The 25,589-nt window shown below is 27.6% G+C and carries 29 protein-coding genes and 1 tRNA gene; 21 read left to right on the forward strand and 9 right to left on the reverse strand.

Annotation, left to right across the window (positions count from 1 at the left end; genetic code table 4):
• Positions 1 to 14: 14 nt before the first annotated feature.
• A tRNA-Arg gene (locus NPA13_RS01355) sits at positions 15 to 91 on the reverse strand.
• Positions 92 to 219: 128 nt separating this feature from the next.
• Here NPA13_RS01355 and NPA13_RS01360 point away from each other — a divergent pair.
• Positions 220 to 1,077: an MAGa3780 family membrane protein gene (locus tag NPA13_RS01360; protein WP_257089622.1), complete on the forward strand. Its 858-nt coding sequence runs from the start codon at positions 220 to 222 to the stop codon at positions 1,075 to 1,077.
• Between the two features lie 859 nt (positions 1,078 to 1,936).
• Positions 1,937 to 2,260, forward strand: a complete 324-nt coding sequence (locus tag NPA13_RS01365) for a hypothetical protein (RefSeq protein WP_257089624.1) — start codon at positions 1,937 to 1,939, stop codon at positions 2,258 to 2,260.
• Between the two features lie 625 nt (positions 2,261 to 2,885).
• On the opposite strand, the gene NPA13_RS01370 is transcribed toward NPA13_RS01365, so the two are convergent.
• Together NPA13_RS01370 and NPA13_RS01375 are read right to left on the reverse strand one after the other, a co-directional pair.
• Complete coding sequence (locus NPA13_RS01370; RefSeq protein WP_257089626.1) at positions 2,886 to 3,236, reverse strand: hypothetical protein; 351 nt, start codon at positions 3,234 to 3,236, stop codon at positions 2,886 to 2,888.
• Between the two features lie 436 nt (positions 3,237 to 3,672).
• Positions 3,673 to 4,860 carry a phosphopentomutase gene (locus NPA13_RS01375; protein WP_257089628.1) on the reverse strand — a complete coding sequence of 396 codons (1,188 nt, stop codon included), beginning with the start codon at positions 4,858 to 4,860 and terminating at the stop codon, positions 3,673 to 3,675.
• A gap of 167 nt (positions 4,861 to 5,027) precedes the next feature.
• Here NPA13_RS01375 and NPA13_RS01380 point away from each other — a divergent pair, with 167 nt between their 5' ends.
• On the forward strand, positions 5,028 to 6,239 hold the full coding sequence (locus tag NPA13_RS01380; RefSeq protein ID WP_257089630.1) for a hypothetical protein: 1,212 nt from the start codon (positions 5,028 to 5,030) through the stop codon (positions 6,237 to 6,239).
• Positions 6,240 to 6,306: 67 nt separating this feature from the next.
• Here NPA13_RS01380 and NPA13_RS01385 read toward each other — a convergent pair whose 3' ends face one another.
• Entirely contained in the window at positions 6,307 to 7,566 is a 1,260-nt protein-coding gene (locus tag NPA13_RS01385) for an IS3 family transposase (protein WP_257089632.1), read from the reverse strand.
• 501 nt (positions 7,567 to 8,067) lie between these two features.
• Here NPA13_RS01385 and NPA13_RS01390 point away from each other — a divergent pair.
• The 11 genes from NPA13_RS01390 (at position 8,068) to NPA13_RS01440 (ending at position 17,033) form a co-directional block, all read left to right on the forward strand.
• Positions 8,068 to 8,502, forward strand: coding sequence for a division/cell wall cluster transcriptional repressor MraZ (locus NPA13_RS01390; protein ID WP_257089633.1), 435 nt, complete (start codon positions 8,068 to 8,070; stop codon positions 8,500 to 8,502).
• Positions 8,489 to 9,397, forward strand: coding sequence for a 16S rRNA (cytosine(1402)-N(4))-methyltransferase RsmH (gene rsmH, locus NPA13_RS01395; protein ID WP_257089635.1), 909 nt, complete (start codon positions 8,489 to 8,491; stop codon positions 9,395 to 9,397). The genes NPA13_RS01390 and rsmH overlap by 14 nt, the downstream gene beginning before the upstream one ends.
• A gap of 10 nt (positions 9,398 to 9,407) precedes the next feature.
• A complete protein-coding gene (locus NPA13_RS01400; RefSeq protein ID WP_257089637.1) occupies positions 9,408 to 10,625 on the forward strand; it encodes an MAG3720 family protein in 1,218 nt (405 codons plus the stop codon).
• 11 nt (positions 10,626 to 10,636) lie between these two features.
• Positions 10,637 to 11,896: a cell division protein FtsZ gene (locus tag NPA13_RS01405; RefSeq protein ID WP_257089639.1), complete on the forward strand. Its 1,260-nt coding sequence runs from the start codon at positions 10,637 to 10,639 to the stop codon at positions 11,894 to 11,896.
• Positions 11,897 to 12,161: 265 nt separating this feature from the next.
• A complete protein-coding gene (locus NPA13_RS01410; protein WP_257089641.1) occupies positions 12,162 to 12,401 on the forward strand; it encodes a hypothetical protein in 240 nt (79 codons plus the stop codon).
• Entirely contained in the window at positions 12,401 to 12,991 is a 591-nt protein-coding gene (locus tag NPA13_RS01415) for a DNA integrity scanning protein DisA nucleotide-binding domain protein (RefSeq protein WP_257089643.1), read from the forward strand. Before NPA13_RS01410 ends, NPA13_RS01415 begins: the two co-directional genes overlap by 1 nt.
• Position 12,992: 1 nt before the next feature.
• Positions 12,993 to 14,462 (forward strand): magnesium transporter, encoded by a 1,470-nt coding sequence (mgtE, locus tag NPA13_RS01420; RefSeq protein WP_257089645.1) that lies wholly within the window; start codon positions 12,993 to 12,995, stop codon positions 14,460 to 14,462.
• A 9-nt stretch (positions 14,463 to 14,471) separates the two neighbouring features.
• The gene (locus NPA13_RS01425) at positions 14,472 to 14,804 is read left to right on the forward strand and encodes a hypothetical protein (RefSeq protein WP_257089647.1); all 333 of its coding nucleotides are present in this window, start codon (positions 14,472 to 14,474) and stop codon (positions 14,802 to 14,804) included.
• A gap of 12 nt (positions 14,805 to 14,816) precedes the next feature.
• Positions 14,817 to 15,389, forward strand: coding sequence for an MHJ_0274 family protein (locus tag NPA13_RS01430; protein ID WP_257089649.1), 573 nt, complete (start codon positions 14,817 to 14,819; stop codon positions 15,387 to 15,389).
• Positions 15,361 to 16,185, forward strand: a complete 825-nt coding sequence (gene pgsA, locus NPA13_RS01435) for a CDP-diacylglycerol--glycerol-3-phosphate 3-phosphatidyltransferase (RefSeq protein ID WP_257089651.1) — start codon at positions 15,361 to 15,363, stop codon at positions 16,183 to 16,185. Before NPA13_RS01430 ends, pgsA begins: the two co-directional genes overlap by 29 nt.
• A 53-nt stretch (positions 16,186 to 16,238) precedes the next feature.
• Positions 16,239 to 17,033: a hypothetical protein gene (locus NPA13_RS01440; RefSeq protein WP_257089653.1), complete on the forward strand. Its 795-nt coding sequence runs from the start codon at positions 16,239 to 16,241 to the stop codon at positions 17,031 to 17,033.
• 14 nt (positions 17,034 to 17,047) lie between these two features.
• Here NPA13_RS01440 and rlmD read toward each other — a convergent pair whose 3' ends face one another.
• Positions 17,048 to 18,376 (reverse strand): 23S rRNA (uracil(1939)-C(5))-methyltransferase RlmD, encoded by a 1,329-nt coding sequence (gene rlmD / locus NPA13_RS01445; RefSeq protein ID WP_257089655.1) that lies wholly within the window; start codon positions 18,374 to 18,376, stop codon positions 17,048 to 17,050.
• Complete coding sequence (gene rsmD / locus NPA13_RS01450) at positions 18,364 to 18,906, reverse strand: 16S rRNA (guanine(966)-N(2))-methyltransferase RsmD (RefSeq protein WP_257089657.1); 543 nt, start codon at positions 18,904 to 18,906, stop codon at positions 18,364 to 18,366. Before rsmD ends, rlmD begins: the two co-directional genes overlap by 13 nt.
• Before the next feature lie 71 nt (positions 18,907 to 18,977).
• Between rsmD and trmB the strand changes: the two genes are divergently transcribed.
• Both trmB and NPA13_RS01460 read left to right on the forward strand, forming a co-directional pair.
• Entirely contained in the window at positions 18,978 to 19,589 is a 612-nt protein-coding gene (gene trmB / locus NPA13_RS01455; protein WP_257089669.1) for a tRNA (guanosine(46)-N7)-methyltransferase TrmB, read from the forward strand.
• 180 nt (positions 19,590 to 19,769) lie between these two features.
• Positions 19,770 to 20,627, forward strand: coding sequence for a hypothetical protein (locus NPA13_RS01460; protein ID WP_257089671.1), 858 nt, complete (start codon positions 19,770 to 19,772; stop codon positions 20,625 to 20,627).
• An 82-nt stretch (positions 20,628 to 20,709) separates the two neighbouring features.
• Here the strand turns inward: NPA13_RS01460 and rpsR are convergent, their stop codons facing one another.
• Genes rpsR through rpsF form a run of 3 tightly spaced genes read right to left on the reverse strand, consistent with a single transcriptional unit; the run spans position 20,710 to position 21,965 of the window.
• On the reverse strand, positions 20,710 to 20,973 hold the full coding sequence (rpsR, locus tag NPA13_RS01465) for a 30S ribosomal protein S18 (RefSeq protein WP_257089673.1): 264 nt from the start codon (positions 20,971 to 20,973) through the stop codon (positions 20,710 to 20,712).
• A 10-nt stretch (positions 20,974 to 20,983) separates the two neighbouring features.
• Complete coding sequence (locus NPA13_RS01470; RefSeq protein ID WP_257089675.1) at positions 20,984 to 21,517, reverse strand: single-stranded DNA-binding protein; 534 nt, start codon at positions 21,515 to 21,517, stop codon at positions 20,984 to 20,986.
• A gap of 40 nt (positions 21,518 to 21,557) precedes the next feature.
• Entirely contained in the window at positions 21,558 to 21,965 is a 408-nt protein-coding gene (gene rpsF / locus NPA13_RS01475) for a 30S ribosomal protein S6 (protein WP_257089677.1), read from the reverse strand.
• Between the two features lie 278 nt (positions 21,966 to 22,243).
• Between rpsF and efp the strand changes: the two genes are divergently transcribed.
• The 5 genes from efp to NPA13_RS01500 are packed head-to-tail and all read left to right on the forward strand — an operon-like array spanning position 22,244 to position 25,533.
• Positions 22,244 to 22,807 carry an elongation factor P gene (gene efp / locus NPA13_RS01480; protein WP_257089679.1) on the forward strand — a complete coding sequence of 188 codons (564 nt, stop codon included), beginning with the start codon at positions 22,244 to 22,246 and terminating at the stop codon, positions 22,805 to 22,807.
• Complete coding sequence (locus NPA13_RS01485; RefSeq protein ID WP_257089681.1) at positions 22,807 to 23,115, forward strand: MMB_0454 family protein; 309 nt, start codon at positions 22,807 to 22,809, stop codon at positions 23,113 to 23,115. Before efp ends, NPA13_RS01485 begins: the two co-directional genes overlap by 1 nt.
• Complete coding sequence (locus NPA13_RS01490; RefSeq protein ID WP_257089683.1) at positions 23,115 to 23,459, forward strand: hypothetical protein; 345 nt, start codon at positions 23,115 to 23,117, stop codon at positions 23,457 to 23,459. Before NPA13_RS01485 ends, NPA13_RS01490 begins: the two co-directional genes overlap by 1 nt.
• Positions 23,460 to 23,483: 24 nt before the next feature.
• A complete protein-coding gene (locus NPA13_RS01495; protein ID WP_257089685.1) occupies positions 23,484 to 24,461 on the forward strand; it encodes an MAGa3780 family membrane protein in 978 nt (325 codons plus the stop codon).
• 52 nt (positions 24,462 to 24,513) lie between these two features.
• On the forward strand, positions 24,514 to 25,533 hold the full coding sequence (locus NPA13_RS01500) for a nicotinate phosphoribosyltransferase (RefSeq protein ID WP_257089686.1): 1,020 nt from the start codon (positions 24,514 to 24,516) through the stop codon (positions 25,531 to 25,533).
• Positions 25,534 to 25,589: the final 56 nt, after the last annotated feature.

A 25,589-nucleotide genomic window follows, 5' to 3' on the forward strand; every position in this document is an offset into this window, starting at 1 on the left:
AGGTATAAAAAAAATGGCGATCACGAGAGGATTCGAACCTCCGACCACAAGCTTAGAAGGCTCGTGCTCTATCCAGCTGAGCTACGCGACCACGCTAAAACTATTTTACATTATTTTTGTTAATTCAAAGAATAAAAATTTAATTTTATTTATCAAATTAAGATCATAAGAAAAACAAAATAAATCTAGTTGTCTTTCTTATTTTTATATAATGATACTATGAAAATAATTAAAACAACAAAAGAGAATTTTTCCTCTCTAACAACAAGACAAAAAATATCATTGTTTTTAGCAATTGGTATTGTATTTGTTGTCATATTAGCAACGCTAATAAACTGACATTTAACTTCAACAAGAATTTCACAAGAATTAACAACTTTATCAGATGAAGCTAAATCTGAAATCCTAAATAGATCAAGTATTCACGGTTACAAAATGCTTCAATCATTTTGAAGAGTTAATTTAACATTTACGTGACTTAGTAATACATTTTTAGCAATATCTGCAGTTATATTTGCATTAAAAATGAAAAATCATAAAGTACAACAAACTTTCTTCTTGTCAATTATTTACATTTCAATTACATTCTTAATATATTGAACATTAATCTTTGTGCCTGAATTAAAAGAATTTAAACCACTTTACTTTTTTAACACATTCATAATTCACGCAGTGTCACCAATTTTAGGATTTGTGATTTTAATCATAAATAGTAAAGAAATTCAAATTTCAAAGAAAACTGTTTATTTAAGTGTTATAACAATGTTAGGTTACTACTTCTTTGCTTTAATCACATTCTTCATGTCAACACCAATTTATGATCAATTTAAAGATGTTAAGCTTAAGAATGTAAATAGATTGACAAAAGAACTTGATATGACTATATATGGTTTCTTAAACTTCCGTGAACCTTTATTTTATAAAGGTGGAAATGTAGCGATTGTGTGTCTGTTAAACTTTGTTATTTTTGGAGTCGGATTTGTTTTAACTCCATCAATCGGCTATTTATGAGTGAAAGCATTGAGAATTAAATTTGCAACTAAAAAATCTCAAAAAGTAGATTGAATTAGACGTTAACAGTATCTTAAACATCACAAATTTATATGTGGTGTTTTTTTGAGAATTGCATTAAGCGATAAAAGAAAAAATAGATGAATTTCAATTGTTTTTGATGTATTTTGTACATTAAGTAAAAAACTAGATTAAAAAAGAAGCAAACCTTATTTTTGACTTACTTTACAATTCGACAATAATGTACAATTCTTACACTCTATTTTTGTTTCTCTTTTTTAATATAGTGTTATTCCACATAATCACTAATTACTGTGGTGGGTATTAGTACAAGTTTTAGTCTTGCATCTTCTTTAGATGTAGGCTTTGTATAGATATAAAATGTATTTTCAGCATCTCCATCTATGTCTTCTTTTGTAGCTTTATATGAGATATTGTAGAATTTTTGAACTTCTGGTAATGAATAATTACTTCAATAAATTGAAATATCTGTATCTATATTAATATCTTCTGGGTTAATTTTAGTTGATACATCTACATCTTTTGTAAATCTAAATGTTGGTATTATCCTTACTATAAAATCAGTAACTGTTTTTCTTTTTGATGCAAAATTTAGGCTTTGTTAATTAAATAATCAATTGTCATAGCAATAGTAGTATCATCTTTGAATTTATATACTGTTTTTTTCTATATTAGTAAATGCAAGGTTAAGTCATAAGTATTTTTGTTATTTACAAAATGGTTAAAATTTCATATATAAAACATAGAAAAATTCGCAACATTCTAATTCATTAATAATAATCAGATCATTTATAGAAAAAAATGAAACAAAAATAGAGAACATTTTATTGTTCTCAATTTTTGATATTAAGTTTATAAATTTTTATATTAATATTGTTTTTTAGCGATGGCTATAATTGAACTGATGAAAGAAAGAAGTATTAAGAGTGCCGGTAAACATAGGCCTATAATATATAAGGTCATTGTAGCTTTATTAAATTTAGAGATTCTAACTGCACCCACAATGCATGTAATAAATAGAGCAAACCCTAATCCAATAGCAGGCATAAGACTTATGATGCTGATAATTACGGCAATGATTGCTACCTCTTCTTTATCTTTAGAAACTTCGTTTAATAATAATGGCATTGAAAAAGCCGCTATAAAATATATTGAAACAAATACCATTGTTAAAATTGATAAAACTAATATTGGAACTGATAAAAATTTCTTTTGCATATTGAAGTAATCCTTTTTATAAAGTTTGCTTAAATCAAAACTTTTAGATTTGGAAGGAGTAAAAATAATTGTTTGTTATTGAACTATTTAAAACATTGAACTAAATCACATGCATCTATCTTTAAGTTATAATTAAATATTGAATTTAACAATCATACACAAGTGAGAGAAATCACTGATTATTGTGTGTTAGAAGTAACTTTTTTAAACATTACATTATGCAATTTATAATGAAGTTGTTATTTTTTAATTACTGTTATTGTAAGATAGCACTATCATTATAAAAATTAATCAATGAAATATTAACAAAGATAAATGGTAATTTACTGTAATTAATAAAATGAAAAAATCTTGGTATTATGATACATATTAGGATATTATTTTTTAATAGTTTTATTCCTCCCGCTTCTTATTCTAAAAAAAAAAAAAAAAAAAAAGAAAAGAAAAAGTTCAAAAACTTTGATTTAATGTGAAAAAATGTGAAAAATTTACATTTTCTGCGATGAATTGCGCCAATTTGAATCAATTCCTTAGTTTTTAATTTTGGATTTTCTAACTTTGAAAACAGTTAGATTAAAAAATAGAGAACTTTTGTATTATTCTCTATTTTTATATTTGATTTTATAAATTTAATATTAGTATAATTTTTTGTAAATAGCCATACTTGCTGCAATTATAGTACAAATTGGGAAGAAAAATCCAACGATATATAAAACCATAATTGTTGTATTTTCGCTCTTAATTCTAATAGTAGCAATGATTTGCATAATAAATACAGCTAAACTAACTCCACTCATTAAAAGTGAAACAAGAATCGTACCTACACCGGCACCAACAACTCCAGCAGCGGCTGCATCAGCACCAACACTAGTTGCTGCACCTGCGGCTACCGCTGCTGCTGCAGCTAATCCGATTAAAACAAAGATTAAAATGCTATTTAAAATTGATAATACTAATATAGGCAATGATAAAAATTTCTTTTGCATATTTATTTTTAATCCTTTTGTGTAATTTTTAAATTTAAATATTGACATTTAGAAAGAATGAAATTATTTTAGCTCAATTGATTACTTGTGAAACTTAGAAAAATATTTATATTCAATTAGTTGAGATTAACTTTAATAATTAATAATTGATAGATTAATTAATTAGATGGGTGTTTAATGAAAATCAGTTTTTTAAATCTAAACAAAATGAATAATTGAGTTGTGGAGAATGGAATGTTATATTCTTGTGAATTTTTTGGTCTTATGAACTAAATAATTTCACCCTTTCTAACCCTTATTTTAAAAAAAAAAAAAAAATGGAAAGAAAAACATAAAAACTGCAATTTAGTGTGAAAAATTTACACATTTAGTTGTAATTTAGATAAATTTTGAAACAAAAAAACATCAAGCATAAGCTTGATGAGTTGAATAAATACTATACTAATTTGTCGAAAATATCTTCACCTGTTTCAGTAACAATATCAACACCAAAGTTTCTAGCAACAATGTTTCCTGTTGTTCCTAACCCTTCAAGAACTGGTAACACTTTTGGTGATTTGAATGATTTAGAGTAAACTGTAAGTGGTAAGTATTCTCTTGTGTGGTTGAATCCAGGGTAAAGAGGGTCGTTTCCGTGGTCACTTGTCATGATTAATAAATCATCTTCTTTAAGAACGTTGATTAATTTTCCTAATTTAACGTCTAAGTCAGCAATGTTTTGTGCGTATCCACGAACATTTCTTCTGTGTCCAAAGTGTGAGTCGAATTGAACTAAGTTTGTGAAGATAAATTGATTTTCTCCATCTTGCATAGCTAATTCAATTGTAGCATCCATTCCTTTTTCATCTGAACCAGATGGAATGTGTCTTGAGATACCTTGTCCAACGAAAATGTCGTTAATTTTACCGATAGAAATAACTTCAACACCTGCTTTTTGTAATTCATTTAAAATCATTTCACGTGGTTGGTTTGCATAGTCATGTCTGTTGAATGTTCTTGTGTAGTTACCCTCTTCTCCAATGTATGGACGAGCAATGATTCTACCTACGTTTCATTCTGGACGTGATGAACAAATTTCACGTGCAGCTTTTGCATATTTGTATAAGTTATCTAAACCTGTTCATTCTTCATGAGCACAAATTTGAAGAACTGAGTCATTTGATGTATAAACAATGATTGCTCCACGTTCTTTTTCTTCATGTGCTAATTCATTAATAATATCTGTTCCTGATGCAGCTTTGTTTCCGACAATTGGACGTCCATCAAATGCTTTTGATAATTCGTCGATTAATTCTTGTGGGAATCCGTTTTCTGCAAATGTAGGGAATGGAACTAATGTTTTAATTCCCATCATTTCTCAGTGTCCTGCTAATGTATCTTTAGCATTTGAAACTTCTTGGATTTTAGCAACATAACCCATTTGGTTTTTTTGTCTGTAGTCACCATTTAAATCTGTAATGTTTCCAATACCTAATTTTCTTCAAGTGTCAATTTTAAATTCATCAACCATTGATGCAGATCTAATTGAGTTTGCACCATCATCTCCAAAACGTTTTTGATCTTTATCTGGTCCGATTCCTAAACCATCTGTAACAATCATAAAAACACGTTTAAATTTAGCCATATTTAATCTCCTTATATAAAAAACTGTAATAATGAAATATGCTTATATTTTATTCCTTTTTTAATTTTATTTATCTATTTTATTTTACTTAAATCATATTTTTAATATTAGCAATCAAAACTTTAATTTATTTAAATTAAATTTCAAATAATATACAATTTAAAATTATGTTAAAAAAGAGAAATAAATTATTTTTATCATTATTAGCAACTCCAGTTGTTGCTTTTCCTATTGTTGCATCAGTTTCTTGTGGTTCAGTAGATGACTTTGAATATCAAGTTTCTAGATTTGATGAACTTACAAAATATCTTGAAAATAAAGTAAATAATGAAAACCAAACTGAGTTATTCTACTTATTAAAAGCTGTGCAAAATGCAAATGATTCATATAAAGTTGTTAAAGACAGATTAGCTAAAAAAAGAGATGAGGGTGAAACATTCGCTGCTATTGAATATGAAAAATGAACAGCTACAATTAAAGCCAAAATTAATCAAGTTAATACACAAGCAAATCTTTTTAGAAAAGAACCAACTTTGGCAAGATCTGATGAATTTCCTGTTCTAGGACTTTATTTATATATTTATGGTATAAATCCAAGAGAATGAAACTATGTTACTGAAGTTAGTGATTTAATAAATGAATATGTAAATACAAATATTGAAAGTTCAAAATCAACAGAGTTAATCAATAACATTGCAAATAACCTTTATGTTGTTTCTAAATTTTTAAATAATCAAGAGAACATTGATACAGTTTTTGCTAATAATCCTGAAAACAAAGCTCAATTTGATCGAATTAATGAAGAAATTAAGCAAAAGAAATATTCACACAAAATTCTTAAAGACTTACAAAAGAAAGATGAACAAGAAAAATTTAATGAATACAACAATATGTTGTTAAAACAAGCTAATATATATTCAGCTTCATTAATTAATAATCCAAAAGAGGCTGAATATGCACCTATGATTGAAAAGATTAAATTCATTCTGAACTACAACTTAAATATGATTGCAGTTGTAAATTATTCAATTAATGATATTGTTAGAAAAATTTATTCTTCATTCTACAAGACATATGAATTCAATGAGTTGTTAGATGGTGAACATACAAATATGATCAAGGATAACATCATCAAAAAACCTTTAGATACATATAGGGAAATGAGTGTTCAATTATCTAAAGTTTCACTTAAGGAGATTGATTTAACTCCATACTATGATGGTAGAATCGATTTTGAAACTAATGAATATGTTCATCAAATAGATAATTACTTAGATAACAAAATCAATGAATTAGTTGCAAAAAGAAAAGAAGAGGAACGTAAAAAGCAACAAGCTACAAACTCATCTTCAAACGAAATAACTGCTCCATCAAATTAATAATAATTCAAATTCCTGCACAATTTTATTGCGCAGGTTTTTTATTAAAAATTAAAAAATACCACCTTTAAACTAGGACACGAAAATTGGACAAAAGTTTAATTTGTCATAACACTCAAGATTCTTGAGGTGTTTTTCAATTCAGTACAGATTGAATTCTTTCAGTGTTATATCAAAATATAAAATTATTAATTAAATTTTTAAGTTCTTTAAATGTAATTTTTGATATGTCTATTAATTTTAAACATTCAGATTTCAAAATTGAAAAGAAATATTCAGCTTCCCTATTATCCAAAGAATTTCCGACCCTTCCCATTGAAACCATTCCATTGTTCTTTTGAATTGTTTCTACATAATTTTTTGAAGAATATTGAAATCCATGATCAGAATGTGCAATTCATTTTTGATTTAATTTTATTTTTGACATATGTTGTATAACCAGTTCAAGATCATTTCTTGTTGAAAGATTGTAATTAACAATATATTTACTTTTATGATCAATGGCAACTGACAAGAAAACAAAATTGTTTTCACAATCTTTTGGGGCTTGTATATATGTTACATCTGTTGCAATAATTTGATTTTTTTGACCTTTGTAATCTCGATTTACTAAATCAATAAATTTTACATTTGTATTTTTTTGTTCTCTGTCCTTTTTCTTTTTTCTAATTAAACAAAACAAATTTAATCTATTCATTATTCTACCAATAGTTCTATAATTAAGCGCTATTTGATATTCTCTTTTTATATAATTTTCAAGTCTTTTTCTTCCAAATAAACATTTATTTTGTTTAAATGATTTAATTACTAATTCATCATATTTATTATTAAATTTTAGATTTTTATTTTGTTTATTTTTTGTTTTTAAATTATGAATGGTTGATTTAGACTTGTTAAATGAAAGACCCAATCTTCTTACAGAAATTGAAGACTTTTTTATCTTAGAAATATCAACTTCAATTCCATTTTTATCAAAAGAATCTTTGTAAATTTCCAAAAGTTCTATTAATTGTTCTTTTGGCATTTTTTCTCATTCTTTTTTAACAATTTCAATTGGGGTTATATTTTTCTTTTTTGACCTTCCTACACCTTTACCTTTTTTAGAAGATTTGCCTGTTTGAGATTCTAAATTAGTCATACCTAAATTATATCTTTTGTAATTTCTAATAAAATATCTTTTCACTTCTATGAATTTTTTATCAAAAAAGCTAATTCCTCTGATTGAAAGAAATTTATTTTCAAAATCATTTTTTGCAATTAAACCTTTTTTATAATCATGATAAATTGAAAAAAGTTCAAGTCATTCATGCTGTTTAAGTTGTCTCATATATTCTCCTATACAAAAAACACGAAATATGGATTGTCCATATTTCGTGTCCCAGTTTACCTTAAACTTTCTTTTTAAACTTTTTTCAAATAGTTATTTATGATTCATTTAAAGCAAGTTAAATTCATTGAGAAAAATCGAGCAAATTATCAGAATTTTTTCAATTTTTTCATGAAAATCACAACTTATTATTAACCTAAATATTTTTTTCTTAAAATTCCTCTCACTAATTGTTTAAATATTTGCAAATTTTGACTAATTTTCATCAATTTTGTCTCAATTAATTTAATGTATTAAATTAGTAAAAAATGGAAAAAATGCACTTTTTCCATAAAAAATATCAAAAATTCACAAAAATCAGATTTTGAGTAAGTCTGATTTTTGTGAATTTTTCACATTTATGAAAAATCTAAAAAATTTTGCTAAAAAAATAAATATTTTTTAAATGCTTGTGTAATTTGGTGTAGAATTATGGTGGATAGTGGGAGGATGTGGTAAATTATGTACGGCGAATACTCAAGAAACATAGATGATAAGAACCGTGTGGTCATTCCACCGGTCTTCAGAGATGAACTCGGTTCGAAAGTTTTTGTTACCATCGGTTTTGATGGTAATGCTGAAATTAGATCAATCGAAGAATACAAAGCTTACATCAGAATGATTGAAGAAAATAATCGTTTTGATAGAAATGCACGTATTCTCGCAAGATACATTTTAGGAAACACTTACGAAATCGACCTTGATAATCAAAACCGTATCTCATTACCAAAAATTATCATTGACAAACTATCCATCAAAAAAGAAGTTATTTTCATTGGTGTAGGTTCAATTGCTGAACTATGATCAAAAGAAAAATACGATGAATTCAACAATCAATACTCTCTTGATGATATAGCAAATATCGCTCAAACTCTTTCAGGTCATGGAACAAAGTAAATTACATTATTCAGTTCTATTAAACGAAACAGTAGATTCACTGGATATAAAACCAGATGGAATTTATGTTGATTTAACTGTAGGAATGGGTGGTCACTCATCAGAGATATTAAAAAAACTTACAACAGGTCACTTATATGCTTTTGATAAAGATGATTATGCTTTAGAACAATCAAAAGCAAGACTTGAAAAAATAAGTAATAATTTCACACTTATTAAAAGTGACTTTAAAGATTTTGTTTCAAAATTACATGAACAAAATATCTTTAAAGTCAATGGAATTATTGCTGACTTAGGAATTTCATCACCACAAATTGATCAAGCAGAACGTGGATTCTCATATAACAAGGATGCAAAACTTGATATGCGTATGAATCAAGCGCAAGAACTTGATGCTTATTATGTAGTTAACTACTATGATGAAGATAAATTGGCTGATATATTATGAAAATACGCTGATGTAAAACTTAATAAAAAAGTTGCGAAGGCCATTCGTAATAATCGTCCAATTAATACTACATTAGAGTTAGTTAATGTCATAAAAAGTGCATATCCAGCTGCATTACTTAGAGAAAAAAATCCAGCTAAAGCAATTTTTCAAGCAATCAGAATTGAAGTTAACAATGAACTTGATTCATTAAAACAATTACTTGAAAATGCACTTGGTATGTTAGATACAAATGGAACTTTAAGCATTATTACATTCCATTCTATTGAAGATAAAATGGTAAAAAATGCATTTGCAGAAGTTACCAAATCTAAAATACCATCAAAAATGCCAATTCAAGAACAAAAAGAATTTATAACTAAATCAATCAAAGCTTCTAAACAAGAAATTGAAGAAAACAATAGATCAAGAAGTGCAAAACTAAGAATTATTAAAAAATTAAAATAAAGGAGTAATTATGAGCAAGTACATAGCAAACTATCATATAACAGATACAAATGCAGAATTTGTACTTGTTAAATATCAAAATGATAATTACTTCAATGTTTTAAGTCGTACTTCAGAATATAACTCATTTGACATTATAACTTTTGACGCATGATATCAGCAAGCTGCTGTAGCAACAAAAACAGTTGTAAATGATAGTGAGCTAGAGTTAAATGTAATTTTTGATGACAATTTATTTGAAAACTTATCATTTTCAAGATTTATCAACCAATTAGATAATAACAACAATCTAATTAACTCTTCAGAGGTTGAAAAATCACTTGAAAACTTAATGCAAAAACACATTAAATTCTCAAACTTAGAGAATTTCATCTCTTCACCAACAATTAACTGAACAACAGTTAAAGGTGATATTAACAAAGAATATGCAAATGTACCTACAGATAGAGAGTACACAAAAATTAGTCAAGTATTTTCATTATTTGACACAGGTTTAGATAGAACAAACTTAGAAACATTAAAAGAAATGTTCACTAAACCTTATTCAGAAACAAACTTAACAGTTACTTTCTATCTTAAGTCACAATTAGTTGCAAGTAAAATTACAGATACAGCTGTTCAAAGCATCGCTGTAGACTTAAACAAAAATTATTTATCACTTTTTGTAGTTAAAAATGGAAAAATTTTCAACTACAAAAAATATGACAATATTTCATTAAATTACTTAGTTAATAAATTAGCAAATCATCTTAAGGTAAATAATCAACTAGTTGCCAATATGATTGATTACCACACAAGATTAGATGAATTTTCAAATGGATTTGATGAAGATGCTGAAGTTTACAAATTTGTTGTAGCAAAATACAATGAATTTAAAAAACGCTTATCAAACTTAGTTTTAGATTTTTACAATCTAAATAGAAAACATTTAGATTTATCAAATTTAAAAAGCTTAATTGTAAATTCAGAAAATGAATTTATCGCAAATGATTTAAAAGAATCATTTAGCAACAATTTCAATCAGCTACGTGTTCAAAATTTATTAGCTGACAACGTTTTTACTTTATTTACTTTAGAAAACAAATTAATTCAGCAAGCTATTTTACAAAGTAACAATATGCTTATTGAAAAAGATCAAAACAACACTATTATTAGTAGAATAGATTATTCAAGATCAAAAAGAAATATCTTTGCAAGAATTTTTACAAACCTTTTTAACCATAAATAAGGAGTTAAAAAATGGATCAATTAACCCAAAATAGTCCATATAAAAAATGAGAGAACTTTAAAATTACCATCATTGGCGTTGGTGGTGCAGGAAATAATGCAGTAAATATGATGATTGATGAAAATTTGCCAAACATCAATTACATAGCTGCAAACACAGATTCTCAAGCATTAGAATACAGTAAATGTGAAAATAAATTAACTCTTGGAAAAAGTAACAATGGTTTTGGTGCTGGTTCAAATCCAGAACTTGGATTAGAACTTGCTAAAGAAAGTATTGAAGATATTAAAGAAAAATTAAGCGGTTCAAAAATTGTAATAGTAACTGCCGGATTTGGTGGAGGAACAGGTACTGGAGCAGCACCGTTAATTGCCAAAATTGCCAAGGAGCAAGGTGCATTAGTATTAGGTATCGTTTCTACACCATTCACATATGAAGGTAAAGCAAGAAATAAAATAGCTACAAATGGTATTGAAAATCTTAAACAAAATACAGACGCATATTTAGTTTTATCAAACCAAAAAATTTCGGAATTGAACCCATCAGTTCCGAGTGCAGACTTATACAGATTAGCTAACGTAAGTTTAAAAAATATTGTAGTCGCAATTAATAGCATTTTAAACAAAGTAGGATTTATCAACATTGACTTTGCTGATTTTAAAAATGCATTGACAAATTCAGGTAAATCAATCATTAACGTTACACAAGGTTCAGGAGAATCAAAAGTTTCAAAAGCACTTAACAAGCTTTTTGAGCCAAACTATTATGATTATCCATTATTTGCACCTTCAAGATTATTAATTAACTTGCAATATGACCAAAATACGACATCAGCTCAAATTCAAGAAGCAATTATGGGTGTTTACAAAAAACTAAACATCGATGAAGCTAATGAATCAGAAGCTATCAAAATAGGTCAAGAAATTATCAATACACCACACAATGCAGGATTTTTCAAAATCACTGTAATTGGTTCAGGCGAAGATGAGCAAGTTGACAAAAACATCTATGTGCAAGAAGAAAAATTTGAAGTTATAGAACAAATCAATGAGCTAGAAGACATCAAAGAAGACACAATTATTCTTGAAGATGTCCAAGGTATTATTGAACAAGAAATCAAGTTACAAACTCAAGATACAGAAATTCTTAAAGTTGAAGAAGATGCTGCAGATGCATCAAAAGAAAATCCTTCTATAGAATTATTAAACTACTTCAATATTCCAAACGAAAACGAAGTAGATGATTCAAAAACAAAGGTATGATTTAATTAAAATAATTGATGTCTTTGAAGAATATTTTAATCACAAAATTATGCTAATTTTTCACAGTTCTAAAAAACTGTTTTTTTATGCAATTTTTGTAATTGCATAATTTAAAATTAACTAATTTAGCTGATATCAAAATCAAAAATTAATTTGTCAATTAACTAAAACCACTTTCTGCAATGCTTATTTAACTAGTTTAAAAATTTTATTTTTAAAAAAAACAATTTAAAATTATATAAATTAAAAAAGTAAATATACAAAAGGAGTCAATATGGATAAGAAAACTAAAGAAAAAAGAAAATTCATTGACTTAGTTGAATTTAGAAAAAATGAGATAAATAACGCTCGTGTTAAAGCACAAGCAGAAAAAGAAGCATTAGAACACAAAAAATCACAAAAAGCTCTTCCTTGATACAAAAAAGATTTAACTTTTAACATTCTTGGAATAGCTTTCACATTACTTGTAATGGTGCTAATCATCCTAATCGCATATTTTGTTAAAGGCGCATAATGAATGTTGTTGCAATCATTTCATTAGTTATAGGTTGCTTAACTTTTATAGCAATCCTAGGGCTTTTAGGTTACTTCTTAAAACCAATGATTTCTACATTTGTTGGAAATAAAATCAGAAAATCAAAATATGAAAAATTAGGAAAAAGTAGTCAAATTCGTTTAATTAACCAATTAAGAGAAACAGTTGATTATTTATCAAAAAACAAAATTGGTGCTCTTATTACGATTGAAAACAATGACAACATTGATAACTTAAGAACTGATGGTGTTGTTGTTAATGCAAATATTTCAAGCAGTTTGCTTATTTCGATTTTTAATAAAACATCTCCATTGCACGATGGTGCAGTGGTTATTAGAGATAACAAAATCTACTATGCAGCTACATTTTACAAAATCACAAAAAGAAGTTTTGAAGCTAATTATGGCTCAAGACATAGAGCTGCTTTAGGAATTTCTGAACAATCAGATGCAACTACAATTGTAGTTTCGGAAGAAAATGGACAAATTAAAATCATCAAAAACGGAGCAATGATAGATACTGAATTAGATCATTTCCAAGAAGATTTAATTAAGTACTTAAGTGAGTAATATGAACTTCACAGAAGAACAAAAATTAGAGTTAATACAAAATTTAAGAACTCTCATTGCTGCTAAAAAAATTAAAGACGTTAGATTGTTGCTTGAAAAATATCCTCTTGCAGACTTTGCTGAGGCACTTGGTGAATTAACAATCAATGAGCAACTTTACATTTTAAGGGTGCTTAAAACTGAAGATGCTGCTGACGTTTTTGCTTATTTAGATGATGATACAAAAGTTAATTTAGCTCAATCATTCACTCAAGATTGAGGTATGGAAGTTTTACAAGAACTTCAAACTGACGAGTTAGCTGACGTTCTTGAAGAATTACCAGCTAACATTACAAAATACATTTTGTCTAAAACAGATGCAGAAAAAAGACAAAAATTAAATAACATTTTATCTTACGATGACGATAGCATCGGAAGTATTATGAGCGTTGATATGTCTGTTCTTAAATCTGATTGAACAGTTAAAAAAGCTATTTCAAAAATCAAAAAAGACTATAGAAGCAACATTGAACTTACACATAACTTCTATGTTGTAGATGACCAAAAGAAATTACTTGGTGACATCACACTTGAAGAATTAGTCTTTGCAGATGATGAAAAAGAAACTTTAGATGAACTTTATAACGTTGTTACAACAGTTCATCCAAATGATAAAAAAGAAAATGCAGCTAACATATTTGCTGACCACGATAGATCAACACTTCCGGTAACTACAGCTGATGGATACCTTATCGGTATGATTACAGCTGACGATGTTATTGATGTTATTCAAGATTCAGCAACAGAGGATATGTATAAGCTTGCCGGGATTAACCCTGAAGCTGCTGAAGAAAGTTATCTTAAAACAACAATCATGCAAATTGTTAAATCTCGTGTTTTATGATTAATTATCTTAATGATTTCAGCTACTTTATCTCAATTTATTATTCAAAAATTCACTGACGTTTCAGAAGGATTTGTTAATGGAATTAATGTTGCAATTTCTTCTGCTATCTTAGTTGGACTTATTCCTATTATTTCAGGGGCTGCCGGAAACGCAGGTTCTCAATCTTCCACAACAATTACTCGTGCAGCATCTTTAGGCGAAATTGCAACTAAAGATATTTGAAAAGTAGTTGGTCGTGAAGTGTCCATTGGTGCTATTATTGGGGCGATTATGTTCGTAGTCAATGTAGCCAGACTTTATATTTACTTTGCAATTCCATCATTTAGAGAAAGTGATGGTAAAACAGCAAGTTGAGGAGTTCTTTCATTTGTTATTTTAGCAAGCTCATTATCACTATTTTTTGTAGTTATCTTTGCTAAATTCTTAGGAACAATTATTCCTCTTGTAGCTATTAAATTTAAAAAAGACCCAGCTGTTATGTCTGCTCCAATTTTAGCGACATTATCAGATGCTTTATCAACATTGATTTTCTTCGGTCTTAACATTTTAGTTCTTTTCATAGCACACAGTGCTCATTGAATTTAAGGAGAATTTATGCAACACGAAACAATTGATATTGAAAAAATCGTTTTATTAGCAGAAAACTACGTGAATGCTAAAAAAGAAGCAAATGAAAACTTAAAATTAATCAAAGAAGAACTAAAGGATGTAGACATTGAAATTTCAAGAACGCTATCAACTGGTGGAAAAATTTCATACGTACTATATCAACCTGCTAATTCATTTGACTACAGAGGATATGGAAACTTCTTACATCAATCGATGTTAGAAGGAAGAACTTTTACACCTGAAGAATTAGAAGATTTAATAAAAGAATACGTAGTAGCAAAAGAACCTAAATGAAAATTAAAAATAACTACAAAATAGAAAGGAGATGTTATGCCTGATAATAAATTAAATATAGCAATTTGAGTTATCCTTGGTGTTGTTTTACTTGCTTTAGCATCATACATCCTATACCAGTTCATTAAGGATAAAATTGCAAAGAAAAAACAAAGACAAGCGCACTTTGAATTTACACAAGAAGCAATTGTGTATGTTTATGAACTTAACGTTATGGTTAACAAATTAATCAAACTTAACAAAGTAAAACATGATGAATTTGTGCCATCAATTGGTGAATACACAATGTCAGAAATTAACAATAACACTAGAAATGTTCTTGTTAAAGTATTTAAATCACCTGAATTTAGAGAATTCTTATTCAAAAACCCTGCTCACGAAACTTTTGTTAAAAACTTAGAACAACTTAGAGATTGCAACTCAAACTTATGAGCTAAAAAAATCCCTAATGTTTTAGAATACTTTGGCACAAATCAAGAAAAAGCTTTTGCAGAAGTTAAAAAATACAATGAAGCCTCAATTAATCAAATTTATAAAGAAGAAGATGAATTACACAGCAAAATAGAGGAGATTTTTAAAAATGAATTCAACAAAGGAAAAGAAAATTAAAAAAGTAAAAGTTGTAAAAGAAAAGAAAAAAATCAGTTTACCAAACTTGCTTACATTAATCAGAATCATTTTAGTTGTTCCAATGCTTCTATTAATGTCAATTAGCATTTTATTAATTTACTTAGGAACTGGCCAAGCTGGTGCATCATATTTTGCATTAGGAGCTTCACAAAATTCAGGTAGCGTTCTAGGATACAAAATTGCACTTACAATTATTAATTTATTAATCCTTGCAATTTTTATTGGAGCTATGGTCACAGACTACTTTGATGGAGCAATTGCAAGAAAACGTAATTTAGTATCTGTGTTTGGAAAAGTTTGAGATCCAATTGCAGATAAACTAATGGTTAACTTAACACTTGTTTATTTAGCCGTAATTAATGTTTTACCTTTCTGAGCTATGGCACTTTTCTTATTAAGAGATATTATTGTAGATGGTGTTAGAGTATTTTTAGCATCAAAAGGATACGATGTATCAGCAGGTAAATGAGGAAAAATTAAAACATTTGTTTTAGCTATTGGACTCACAATCACATTAACTGTTACAGTTGGATTGCATTATGCAACATTAAATGCAACATCACACCAACAAATTGTTAGATACATTTTAAACATCCCAATTTACGTAGCTTTAGTATTTGCAATTCTTTCAGGAATTTTCTATGTAAGAAAAGCATTTAAAGCTGTTAAATTAGTTACAACAACAGAAACAGTTACAACTACACAAACAAAAGTAGTTGAAGAAAAACAACCAGAACAAATTGAAAAATCAAAAAAAGAAGTAAATAAACAATAATTTAATTTAAATAAGCTCAAATCAAATATCAGTTAACATATCAAGGATTTACAGTGGAATTTATATTAACAAAGAAGTTTTTATGAGAACTATTTGTTGCAGAGTTTTTAGCAGTTACATTTTTATCAACTATGTCACTGCTACTAACTTATGTAGGCAAAAAATATGCTAAATTAAAATTTATATTTCCATTTACATATGGTTTAGCTACATTGACTGCAGGATTGTTTTCATACTTTATTCTCAGAGGACTTGTTTACCAATTTGAAAATGATTTATACAATGACATTAGTAAAAACGTTCCTCCTGTTATAAACCCAGTTGTATCTCTTTTTTATGTTTTTATTTACTTATTTAACAAAAACTTAAATAATCAAACAATATTATTCCTCAACTTATTCTTGCTATTTTTAGCACATATACTTGCTTCGATAGTTTCAGGAAACATCTGAGGCTTAATATCAAGAAAATATAAGAAACTTCAAGTTTCAAATATGAATAAGACTTCAATCAAGACTTATTCAACTTTCAAAGATGTAACACAGATCATTATATTTGCATCAGTCTTATTTACTATTCAACATACAATAACAGAAAACTTAAGCTCATATGTTATGGCTGATACAATAGCTGGATTAACAACTTATGTAGCACTTTTAGCTTTTACACTAGTGTTTAAGGAATTTTCATTCCCAACAAACATCTATGTTTGTGCTGGTTCATTCTTTGCTTCATTGCACACAAACAAAAAGATTTGGCATAAAAACTTATTGTATACGGGAATAGTCGCTTCAACATATATTCTTATTTCAATGATACTTTCAGGAATATATGCAATCGCAAAATAAAAATAGTCGCAAGACTATTTTTTTTCGATGAAAACAAGCGCCTCAATATGCGGTGTATTAGGAAACATATCAAAACCTTGAATGTAAGTTATTTTATATGAATTAGCTTCTAAAATTAATTGTAAATCTCTTGTTAATGTCTTAACATCACAAGACATATAAACAATATTTTTGATTTGTTTTTCAATTATTCAATCGATGAATTCTTTACTTATTCCACTACGTGGTGGGTCTAAAATTAAAATGCTGTCCTCTAAATTAGAAACATTCTTAGTGAAATAAACATCAGAAGATATTGTTTTATATTCACCACTAATAGAGTTTAAAAGTTTGTTATTATTTGCATTTTTAATTGCACTTGAGACAATGTCAGAACCATATACATAATTATTTTTGTTAGCAACAATTTGACCAATTGTACCAACTCCACAATATGCATCTAAAATAGTTTTAACATTATTTTTGCTATTTACATACTCTTTTATCTTAATAAACATCATTGATGCAACAATATCGTTCACTTGAAAGAAAGATTGAATGTTACAAACGAACTCTTTATCGTTCAACTGCATTTTGAATTGTTCTTTTTCAAATAAGACTTGTACACTATGCTTTTTGTTGATACTTAGTGAAATAACTTCTGTAATTTCATTAAGTAATTTAACTAATTTATTAGGTAAATCATAATCAGAGTGAATTGATAAACAAACATCAACTTGATTTTTTGAATTTGCTCTTAATGTGATTTTTTCAAACATTTTCAAGTTTTTTAATTTGCCAGTGTTTTCCAGAAATTTTTGAATTGCATCCAAAATATGACAGATTGTTTCTTTTATGATTGGTTTAACTAAAAATAAATTATTAGCATCTGTTATTTCATTAGACTTTTGATTAATTTCATTGATAGTCAACTGATTATTTTGAACGCTTAATTTATAAGAAACTTTATTTCTATATTCAAATTGAATTAGAGATTGAGTAAATTGATAATAAACTTCATTTAAATTTATGTTTTGCAAGTTTCTTTTAAGCAAATTATAGAAATAATTATTTTTAAATTTGATTTGAGCAGGATATTTTAAAGTGACTAATGGTGCTGATGGAGTTCATTGAAATTCAGAGTTTCTATCATCAGAAAAAGTTAAATGTTTAACAATGCATCCAAATGCATAATTTTTATATAAGTTTGTTATCTTGATAATTGCTTCTTCATTAGGTAATAAATCACTTATGAAAATAGGAAAGTTATTTTCATCTCTATAAACGCCATAACCTTCGTAACTAATTTCACTACATTTAACCTTTAACTCTTGGCGTAAGGTATATTTGTTTATTTTAGACATATTTTTAAGATATAAACCTTTCCATATTTTTTTTCTTTATAAACTTGCAAATTGTCAGGTAAGACAATTAAATTAGGTTTATCAGTTTCCAAAATAATTTCACCATTTTCATTTAGTAAGTTTTTTTGTGAAATTGTTAAAAGTGAATTATTGACTAATTCATATTCAACAAATGGAGCATCAATAAAGATAAAATCATAAGTTTTGCTTGTCTTACTTAAAAATTGTAAAGCATCATCATTAAATAAACTTATTTGATTATCTGTTTTAGTTTTAGCAACATTTGATTTAGTTACAGTAAAAACTTGTCTTTGTTTTTCAACTGCGTCAACGTGTTTTGCGCCTCTGCTGATAGCTTCAATAGCTCAAGCTCCTGAACCTGAAAACAAGTCTAAACAAGTTGTGTCTTCAATTTCGAATTGAATTGATGAAAAGACAGCTTCTCTGACTTTATCCCCTGTAGGTCTAGTGAATTTTGAATCTGGTTGTTCTATTATTAAGTGACGTAATTTACCTGCTATTATTCTCATTTTAGCTCCTTATAAAAATTCTTTTTAACTATTCATATAGTGATTTTTAAATTATACATTATAATAAAACCATGAGATTGAGATATGATAAAAATGCTGAAGTAAATTTAGCAAATTCTGACTTTTTAATTAAAGAATTTCCAATTAACTTAAAAGAAAACGATGTTTTAGAAATTGGAGCAGGTAAAGGTGAAATGATTGCTCAATTAGCTCTTCAAAATCCTAATATTACATATTATGCTTTTGAAAAATACCCAACAGTAGCTAATAAAATTCTTAAGAAGATTAATGAACTTAATTTAAAAAATCTTTTCATTGTAACTAAAGATGCAAGTAATTTAACTGAGTTATTCACAGGAAAAATAGACACAATTTGATTGACTTTTTCAGATCCGTGACCTAAGAAAGCTCATGAAAAAAGAAGATTAACATACAAAACATTTTTAGACCAATATAAACAATTATTATCTGAAAAAGGTTGCTTATACTTTAAAACTGATAATGATAAGTTATTTGAATTTACAGTTGAATCATTGAATGAAAATAATTGAAATATCATTGATATGACAACTGATTTACATTCATCAAAGTATAATGAAACTAATGTTCAAACAGGGTATGAGCAAAAATGATCTTCACTTGGCAAAAACATTAATTTCTTAATCGCTAAGCCAAATAAATAATGTTTAAAATTATGAATACTATAATAGTATTCATTTTTTATTATTTTATTAAAGTAAGCTTTTTAGTTTTATAATTTAAATACATAAGTAATTTAAAGTAAATTAGAGGTATTGATGAAGAATAATAGAAGAACAGTAAATAAAAAAAGAAAATTACATTTTTAATCAAGGTTAATGACAATGAATTCTACAGGAGTTTGAACAATTTTTATTCTATGAATTGTTATTGGGGTTTTATTAACTCTATCTTCTCTGATTATATTTTACTGTTTCTATTTACCAATAGGTAGAAATTTTAGCAAAGTTGAGAACTGCAGGTGAAAGCAATTAAAATATTGAAATCGCAATAATGCAACAATTAATAAAAAGTATTTAGATGGTTTTATAGCATTAAAAACCTTATACAAAAGATATGAAACATCATTGTCAATTCTTTCATTTTTTAGCTTAATTTATTTTCTAATCTCTTTATCATTCTTTTTTGCATGAATCTATCCTCCTAGTAATTTTCTTAAAAAAGAGGAATCAGATATCGGTTTTCCATTTCCTCTTGTATGGTTTGTTGTATCATCTATACCATTTGGAAGTTGTTTCAGTATCTCTAGAAAACGTTATTTTTTCATAAAATATTCTAGTTATTTAAATGATTTTTTAAAACAAATAACCAATAATTTTAAAGATATAAATTGAACTTATGAATGTGAGTTATTCAAAAAAGATAACAATTTAAAAATAAAAAATAAAGTTGATATTAACTTAGAGAAGTTAAAAATAATTCCATCATGAGATGTAGATGCAAGTGATAATAATTTTGAAAATAAAAAGAAAACCAAGAAAAAGTATTTTTACATAAATAATACGTGACGCATTTATAAGAATGCAGAAGACATGGGTTATTTCTTGTATAACTTTGATGACATTGAAGAGTTTGTAGGAAATGAAAATAAAGAAATTTATAAAGATATCTACTATTACCACATTAATGAAATTGAACAAAAACGCAATAAAAAAATAAAGAGAAAATCTAATTCAATTTAACCTTAAGCGCCACAGGAGTGGTGCTTTTGTTTTTGATAAAAGAAAACCACTTGCTTTCACAAGTGGTGTAATAGTATATAAATTAGTTTGATTTTTGAATACGTGGACGAACAACGTGGTAAGGCATCAAAGCGATGAAACGCGCTCTTTTAATTGCGTTAGCAACTTTTCTTTGGTGTTTAGCACATGTTCCAGTTGCAGCTTTAGCTTTAATTTGCCCTGTTGCTGTTACATATTTGTGTAATAAATCAACGTTTTTGTAATCAACATATGTCATTTTGTTATCACAGAATTCACATGATCTTCTTCTGTTAATAAAACCTTTTTTGTTTTTGTAAAAAGCCATTCTTATCTCCTTAATTTAAATCCTCAGGTGCTGCGAAAAGATCTTCTAAATCATGTAATTTAGTAGCACCGGTTTTTGGATTAGTATTTTCAAATGTAGCATTCGCAGGTGTATTATGATTCACAACACTTTGTGATGCTTTATAAGTCGGAGTATACGTTTGGGGCGCAGACACCGGAGAAGGAGTTGCGTTTAAAGAACCACCACGAGCTTCTCTGACACTTTTTGACTCTAGAGCGACGATTTGATCTGCAGTAACATCTAACGTTCTTACTATTTGGTTTGTTTGGTTACTGTGATATTGATTTGAATGCAAAGACCCTTCAACTAAAACAAGAGACCCTTTATTCAAATATCTCGCTATGAACTCGGCGTTTGATCTTCAAGCAACAACCGGAATAAAGTCAGTAACTTCATTTTGTTGTGTTGAAAAGTTTCTTCTATTAACTGCCACTGTGAAACGTACGTATGGAACACCTTGTGATGTATGCGCTATCGCATTATCTGATGTTATACGTCCTACTATTGTAATTTTATTAAACATAATACCCCCCCTGTGAATAACTAAACTTTTAAGCATTTAATTATTCAGATGCTTTTGCTTTAACTGTTCTTGTACGAGGTTTTGAAACTTTTTCTTCTGCTGATGCAGCTGATTTTCTTGTTCTACGTACTGGTTTTTTAGTTTCTTTAACAGATTCTTTTCTGTTAAGACCTTTTTCTGTGTCTAAATTAATTACTAAAGCTCTTCAGATATCTTTAATAATATTTGAACGACGTGTAAATTCAGCAATGTCTGAACCTTTAGCATTAACAAATGCTAAAACGTATTGTCCGTGTTTTGACTTGTTGATTTCGTAAGCTAATTCATTTCTTTCAAGTTTTTCAACTTTAGAAATGTTTTCTTTTCCAAAAACTTCGTTTAATAAGTCAACTAAAACTTGAACGTCTGCTTTTGGACTAACGATTGACATAATTTCGTATTTTTGCATTTTCTCTCCTTATGGTCGTTTCTGGGCTAAAAATCTTATAGCCAAGGAGTATCTTTATATACTCTTGTATATTATACAAGAGTGTCAAAATCTAAGCAAAAACTTTTAAGACTATTACATACCTTTAAAAATATTTTTTACACCTAGTACACTAGCTAATTTAGTAAATTTTAGTTTTTTTGTGTCAAATTAAGCAAAATTTGAATTTTTAAACTATTTAAATGCAATTTTTTAATTATTTAATATAATTAAACAAATATTTTACTAAGGAGAATTTTATGATTAATGTTAATGAATTTAAACCAGGTATTACTTTCCAAGATGAAGGTGAAATTTTTGTAGTTTTAGATGCTCAACACTCAAAACAAGGACGTGGACAAGCAAACGTTAAAGCTAAAGTTAAAAACTTAAGAACAGGTTCAACAACTATAAAATCATACACAGGTGGCGATAAAGTTAAACCTGCTCACATCGATAAAAGAAAAATGAACTTCTTATACTCAGATGGAGAAAACATTATTTTAATGGATAATGAAACATATGAACAAGTTGAAATTCCTGTTACAGTAGTTGAATGAGAATTAAACTTCTTAAAAGAAGGTTCAGAAGTTCAAATTAGAAAATTTGAATCAGAAGTTTTAGATATCGAATTACCTGCTCACGTTGATTTATTAGTTACAGAAGCACCTGATGCAGTTAAAGGTAACACAACAACAAACCCTCAGAAAAAAGTAACTGTGGAAACTGGTTTTGAATTAGAAACACCTATGTTCATTAAAGAAAATGACGTTATTTCTGTTTCAACAGAAACTGGAAAATACGTTGGAAAAGCAAATAAATAATGAATTGAATTAATGTATCTTACAATTCAAATCAAAATTACATAGTTCAAGAAAGTGCAATTTTAGATGTTGTAAACATTGCGCTTAGTTCATACAAAAATATTAAAGCTTCAAACTCAATTAGATTAAGTTTTGACGATAAACATTCAAACGTTGAAATTTATGTAGATATTAAAATTAAAAACCAAAAAAATAAAGAACCATATTCAACTATTAAAGAATTAATTACACAAATTGAAAATGGTGTGAAATCTTTAATTGATAAGAAACCTAAAAACGTTCAAGTAGTGTTATTAGATTTTTATTAATGAGAAGAACTTATAAAGATTTGGATAAAAACTCTTATGCAATATACAGAAGAGTTTTTATTAACGAAGTGCGTGCTGAATTAAATAAAAAACAAAACGTCAAGTCATATGAGAAAAAAAACAAATACACTGTTGAATATTTTTTACAATTAAACAAATTACTGAAGGAATTAGAAACAGACAAAATTCCAGATCAATATTTACCTGAAAATAGATTTGTGTTCAATAGACTAAAGAAAAAATATTTAATGAATAAATATTCAAAATGATTTATTCTTGGTGGAATTAGTTTTGTTCTAGTTATTATAGGTATTATTCTACTAGCTGCATTTAAAATAATTTAACTTTAAGGAGGTGTCGTGATTGGATTGAAAAAGTCTTTTAGAGTTTTAAAGGCAAAATTTAATTTATTTGATTGAAAAGATTGAATTACATTTTCAATAGGTTTAACTTTAATTCTTACTTATTTAGTTGTAACCTTACTTGAATGACACTTCAGAAGTATTGCAGTTGAAAAAGCATTCTTAGAAATTAAAGGGACATTAGAAGAATCTAATGTTGATAGTGCTAAACTTCAAAAATTAATTTACCCTAATGCAACCTTACTTTTCTGAGGTGGATCAACTTACTGATTTACATTTATGTCTAATGTGCTTATGGGTGTAACAATGTTCTTATATCCTTTTTATAGAACATCTAAAAAGGCACAAAGATTTTACTTTGCTTCAATGGTCTACATTATTATTGTAGTCGCGGTTTATTGAGGTGGTGTAGCAACTGATCCAACACTAATGAGTGACTCACAAACTTTTGAATGAGTTAAAACATCAATTATGCACGGTGCTGCTCCATTCTTGGGACTTTTAACTCTTGTTGGATGAGAAAGAAAACGCATCAGAATTTCAAATGTGTCAATTTGAAGTTTTATGATTTATCCAATTGCTTACTTATTTTTCACATTTGCAATTTATGCATTTGGGCACAAATTTATGCAATTTGGAGGAACTGAATTAGAACGTGGTGTTGCTATTTATTCAGTTGTTTCATATTTACATCCATTTAACTACAAAGGTAATTCAACATTAGTTATTGTAGTTTTAGACATTATGCTTTTACTCTTTGCTATGTTTTCAGCACCTGCTTTAGGATTCTTCTTAAGAAAAGTACTCAGAATCCTAAAACCAGGTCAAAAAGCGCTTCCTAAAATTTACTTTATTTCTCCAAAAGTACGTGAAGCAATTAGACTTAAAAAATTACAATTAAACAAACAAAGAGAAGAATACAAAGCTAAAAAACAAAAAGTAAAACAACTAAGAAAAGAACAAAAACTTAATAAGCAAAAATAATTTAACAACAAACTATTTGTTGTAGTTTTGTTTTATTATACAGGTGGTAAAAATGCACAAAGATAAAAAAACCTATATTGCATCTTACTTTGAAAAAACTAAACAAATCTTAGAAACTTTTAAACCTAACAACAAGATTGTTATGCAATTTTTTCAAAGAAAAGACAACTCAGTTTTATGTGGAATTAATGAAGTTCTTGCTCTTTTAGAAGAACAAACGGACACATCAAAATACACAATTAAATACTTACCTGAAGGTTCAAAAATTAATAATTTAGATATTGTTTTACAATTAGAAGGCCACTATCAAGATTTTGGTATTTGAGAAGGTATGATTGATGGTATTTTAGCTAGAAATACATCAATTGCTACAAATGCTTACCACTGTGTGCAAGCTGCAAAAGATAAACAAGTCATCTTTATGGGAGACAGAGCAGACCACTACATTAATCAAGAAATGGACGGTTATGCAGTTAGAGTTGGTGGAATTAAAGCTGTTTCTACATTAGCTCAAAAAGATCAAAACGAAGTTAATGATGAAAATGTTTTCGGAAGTATGCCTCACGTATTAATTCAAGGTTTTGCAGGTGACACAGTCGCTGCAACTAAGGCTTATCATAAACTTTTCCCTAAAAATAAACTTATAGCTCTCGTAGACTATCATAATAATATTATTAGTGAATCTCTTAAAGTTTGAAATGAACTCGGAAATCTTGTTTGAGGTGTTAGAATTGACACTTCAAAGAATATGATTGACCATATGTTTGATAATGATGAAGAAAAGCAATATGGAGTTAATCCAGAACAAATTAAAAGATTACGTGAAGCATTAGATAAAGCTGGAGCAACTAACTATAAAATAGTTGTTTCATCCGGATTTAATGCAGAAAAAATAGAATTATTTGAATCATTAAATGTTCCTGTAGACTATTATGGAGTTGGTCAAAGCATTTTTAAACTTAACAATTCTTTCTCAGCTGACGCAACTATTTTAAATGGTAATCCTGAAGCTAAAGAAGGAAGAGGCTACAGAGAAAATCCTAATTTAATAGTGTACAAGTCAGATAAATAATTTATCAGCTTTAAAAGCTGATTTTTTTATACAAAAAAATATCCCTGATCAGGATA

Source organism: Mycoplasma sp. 2045, from assembly GCF_024582715.1.
GTDB lineage: Bacteria > Bacillota_I > Bacilli_A > Mycoplasmatales > Metamycoplasmataceae > Mycoplasmopsis.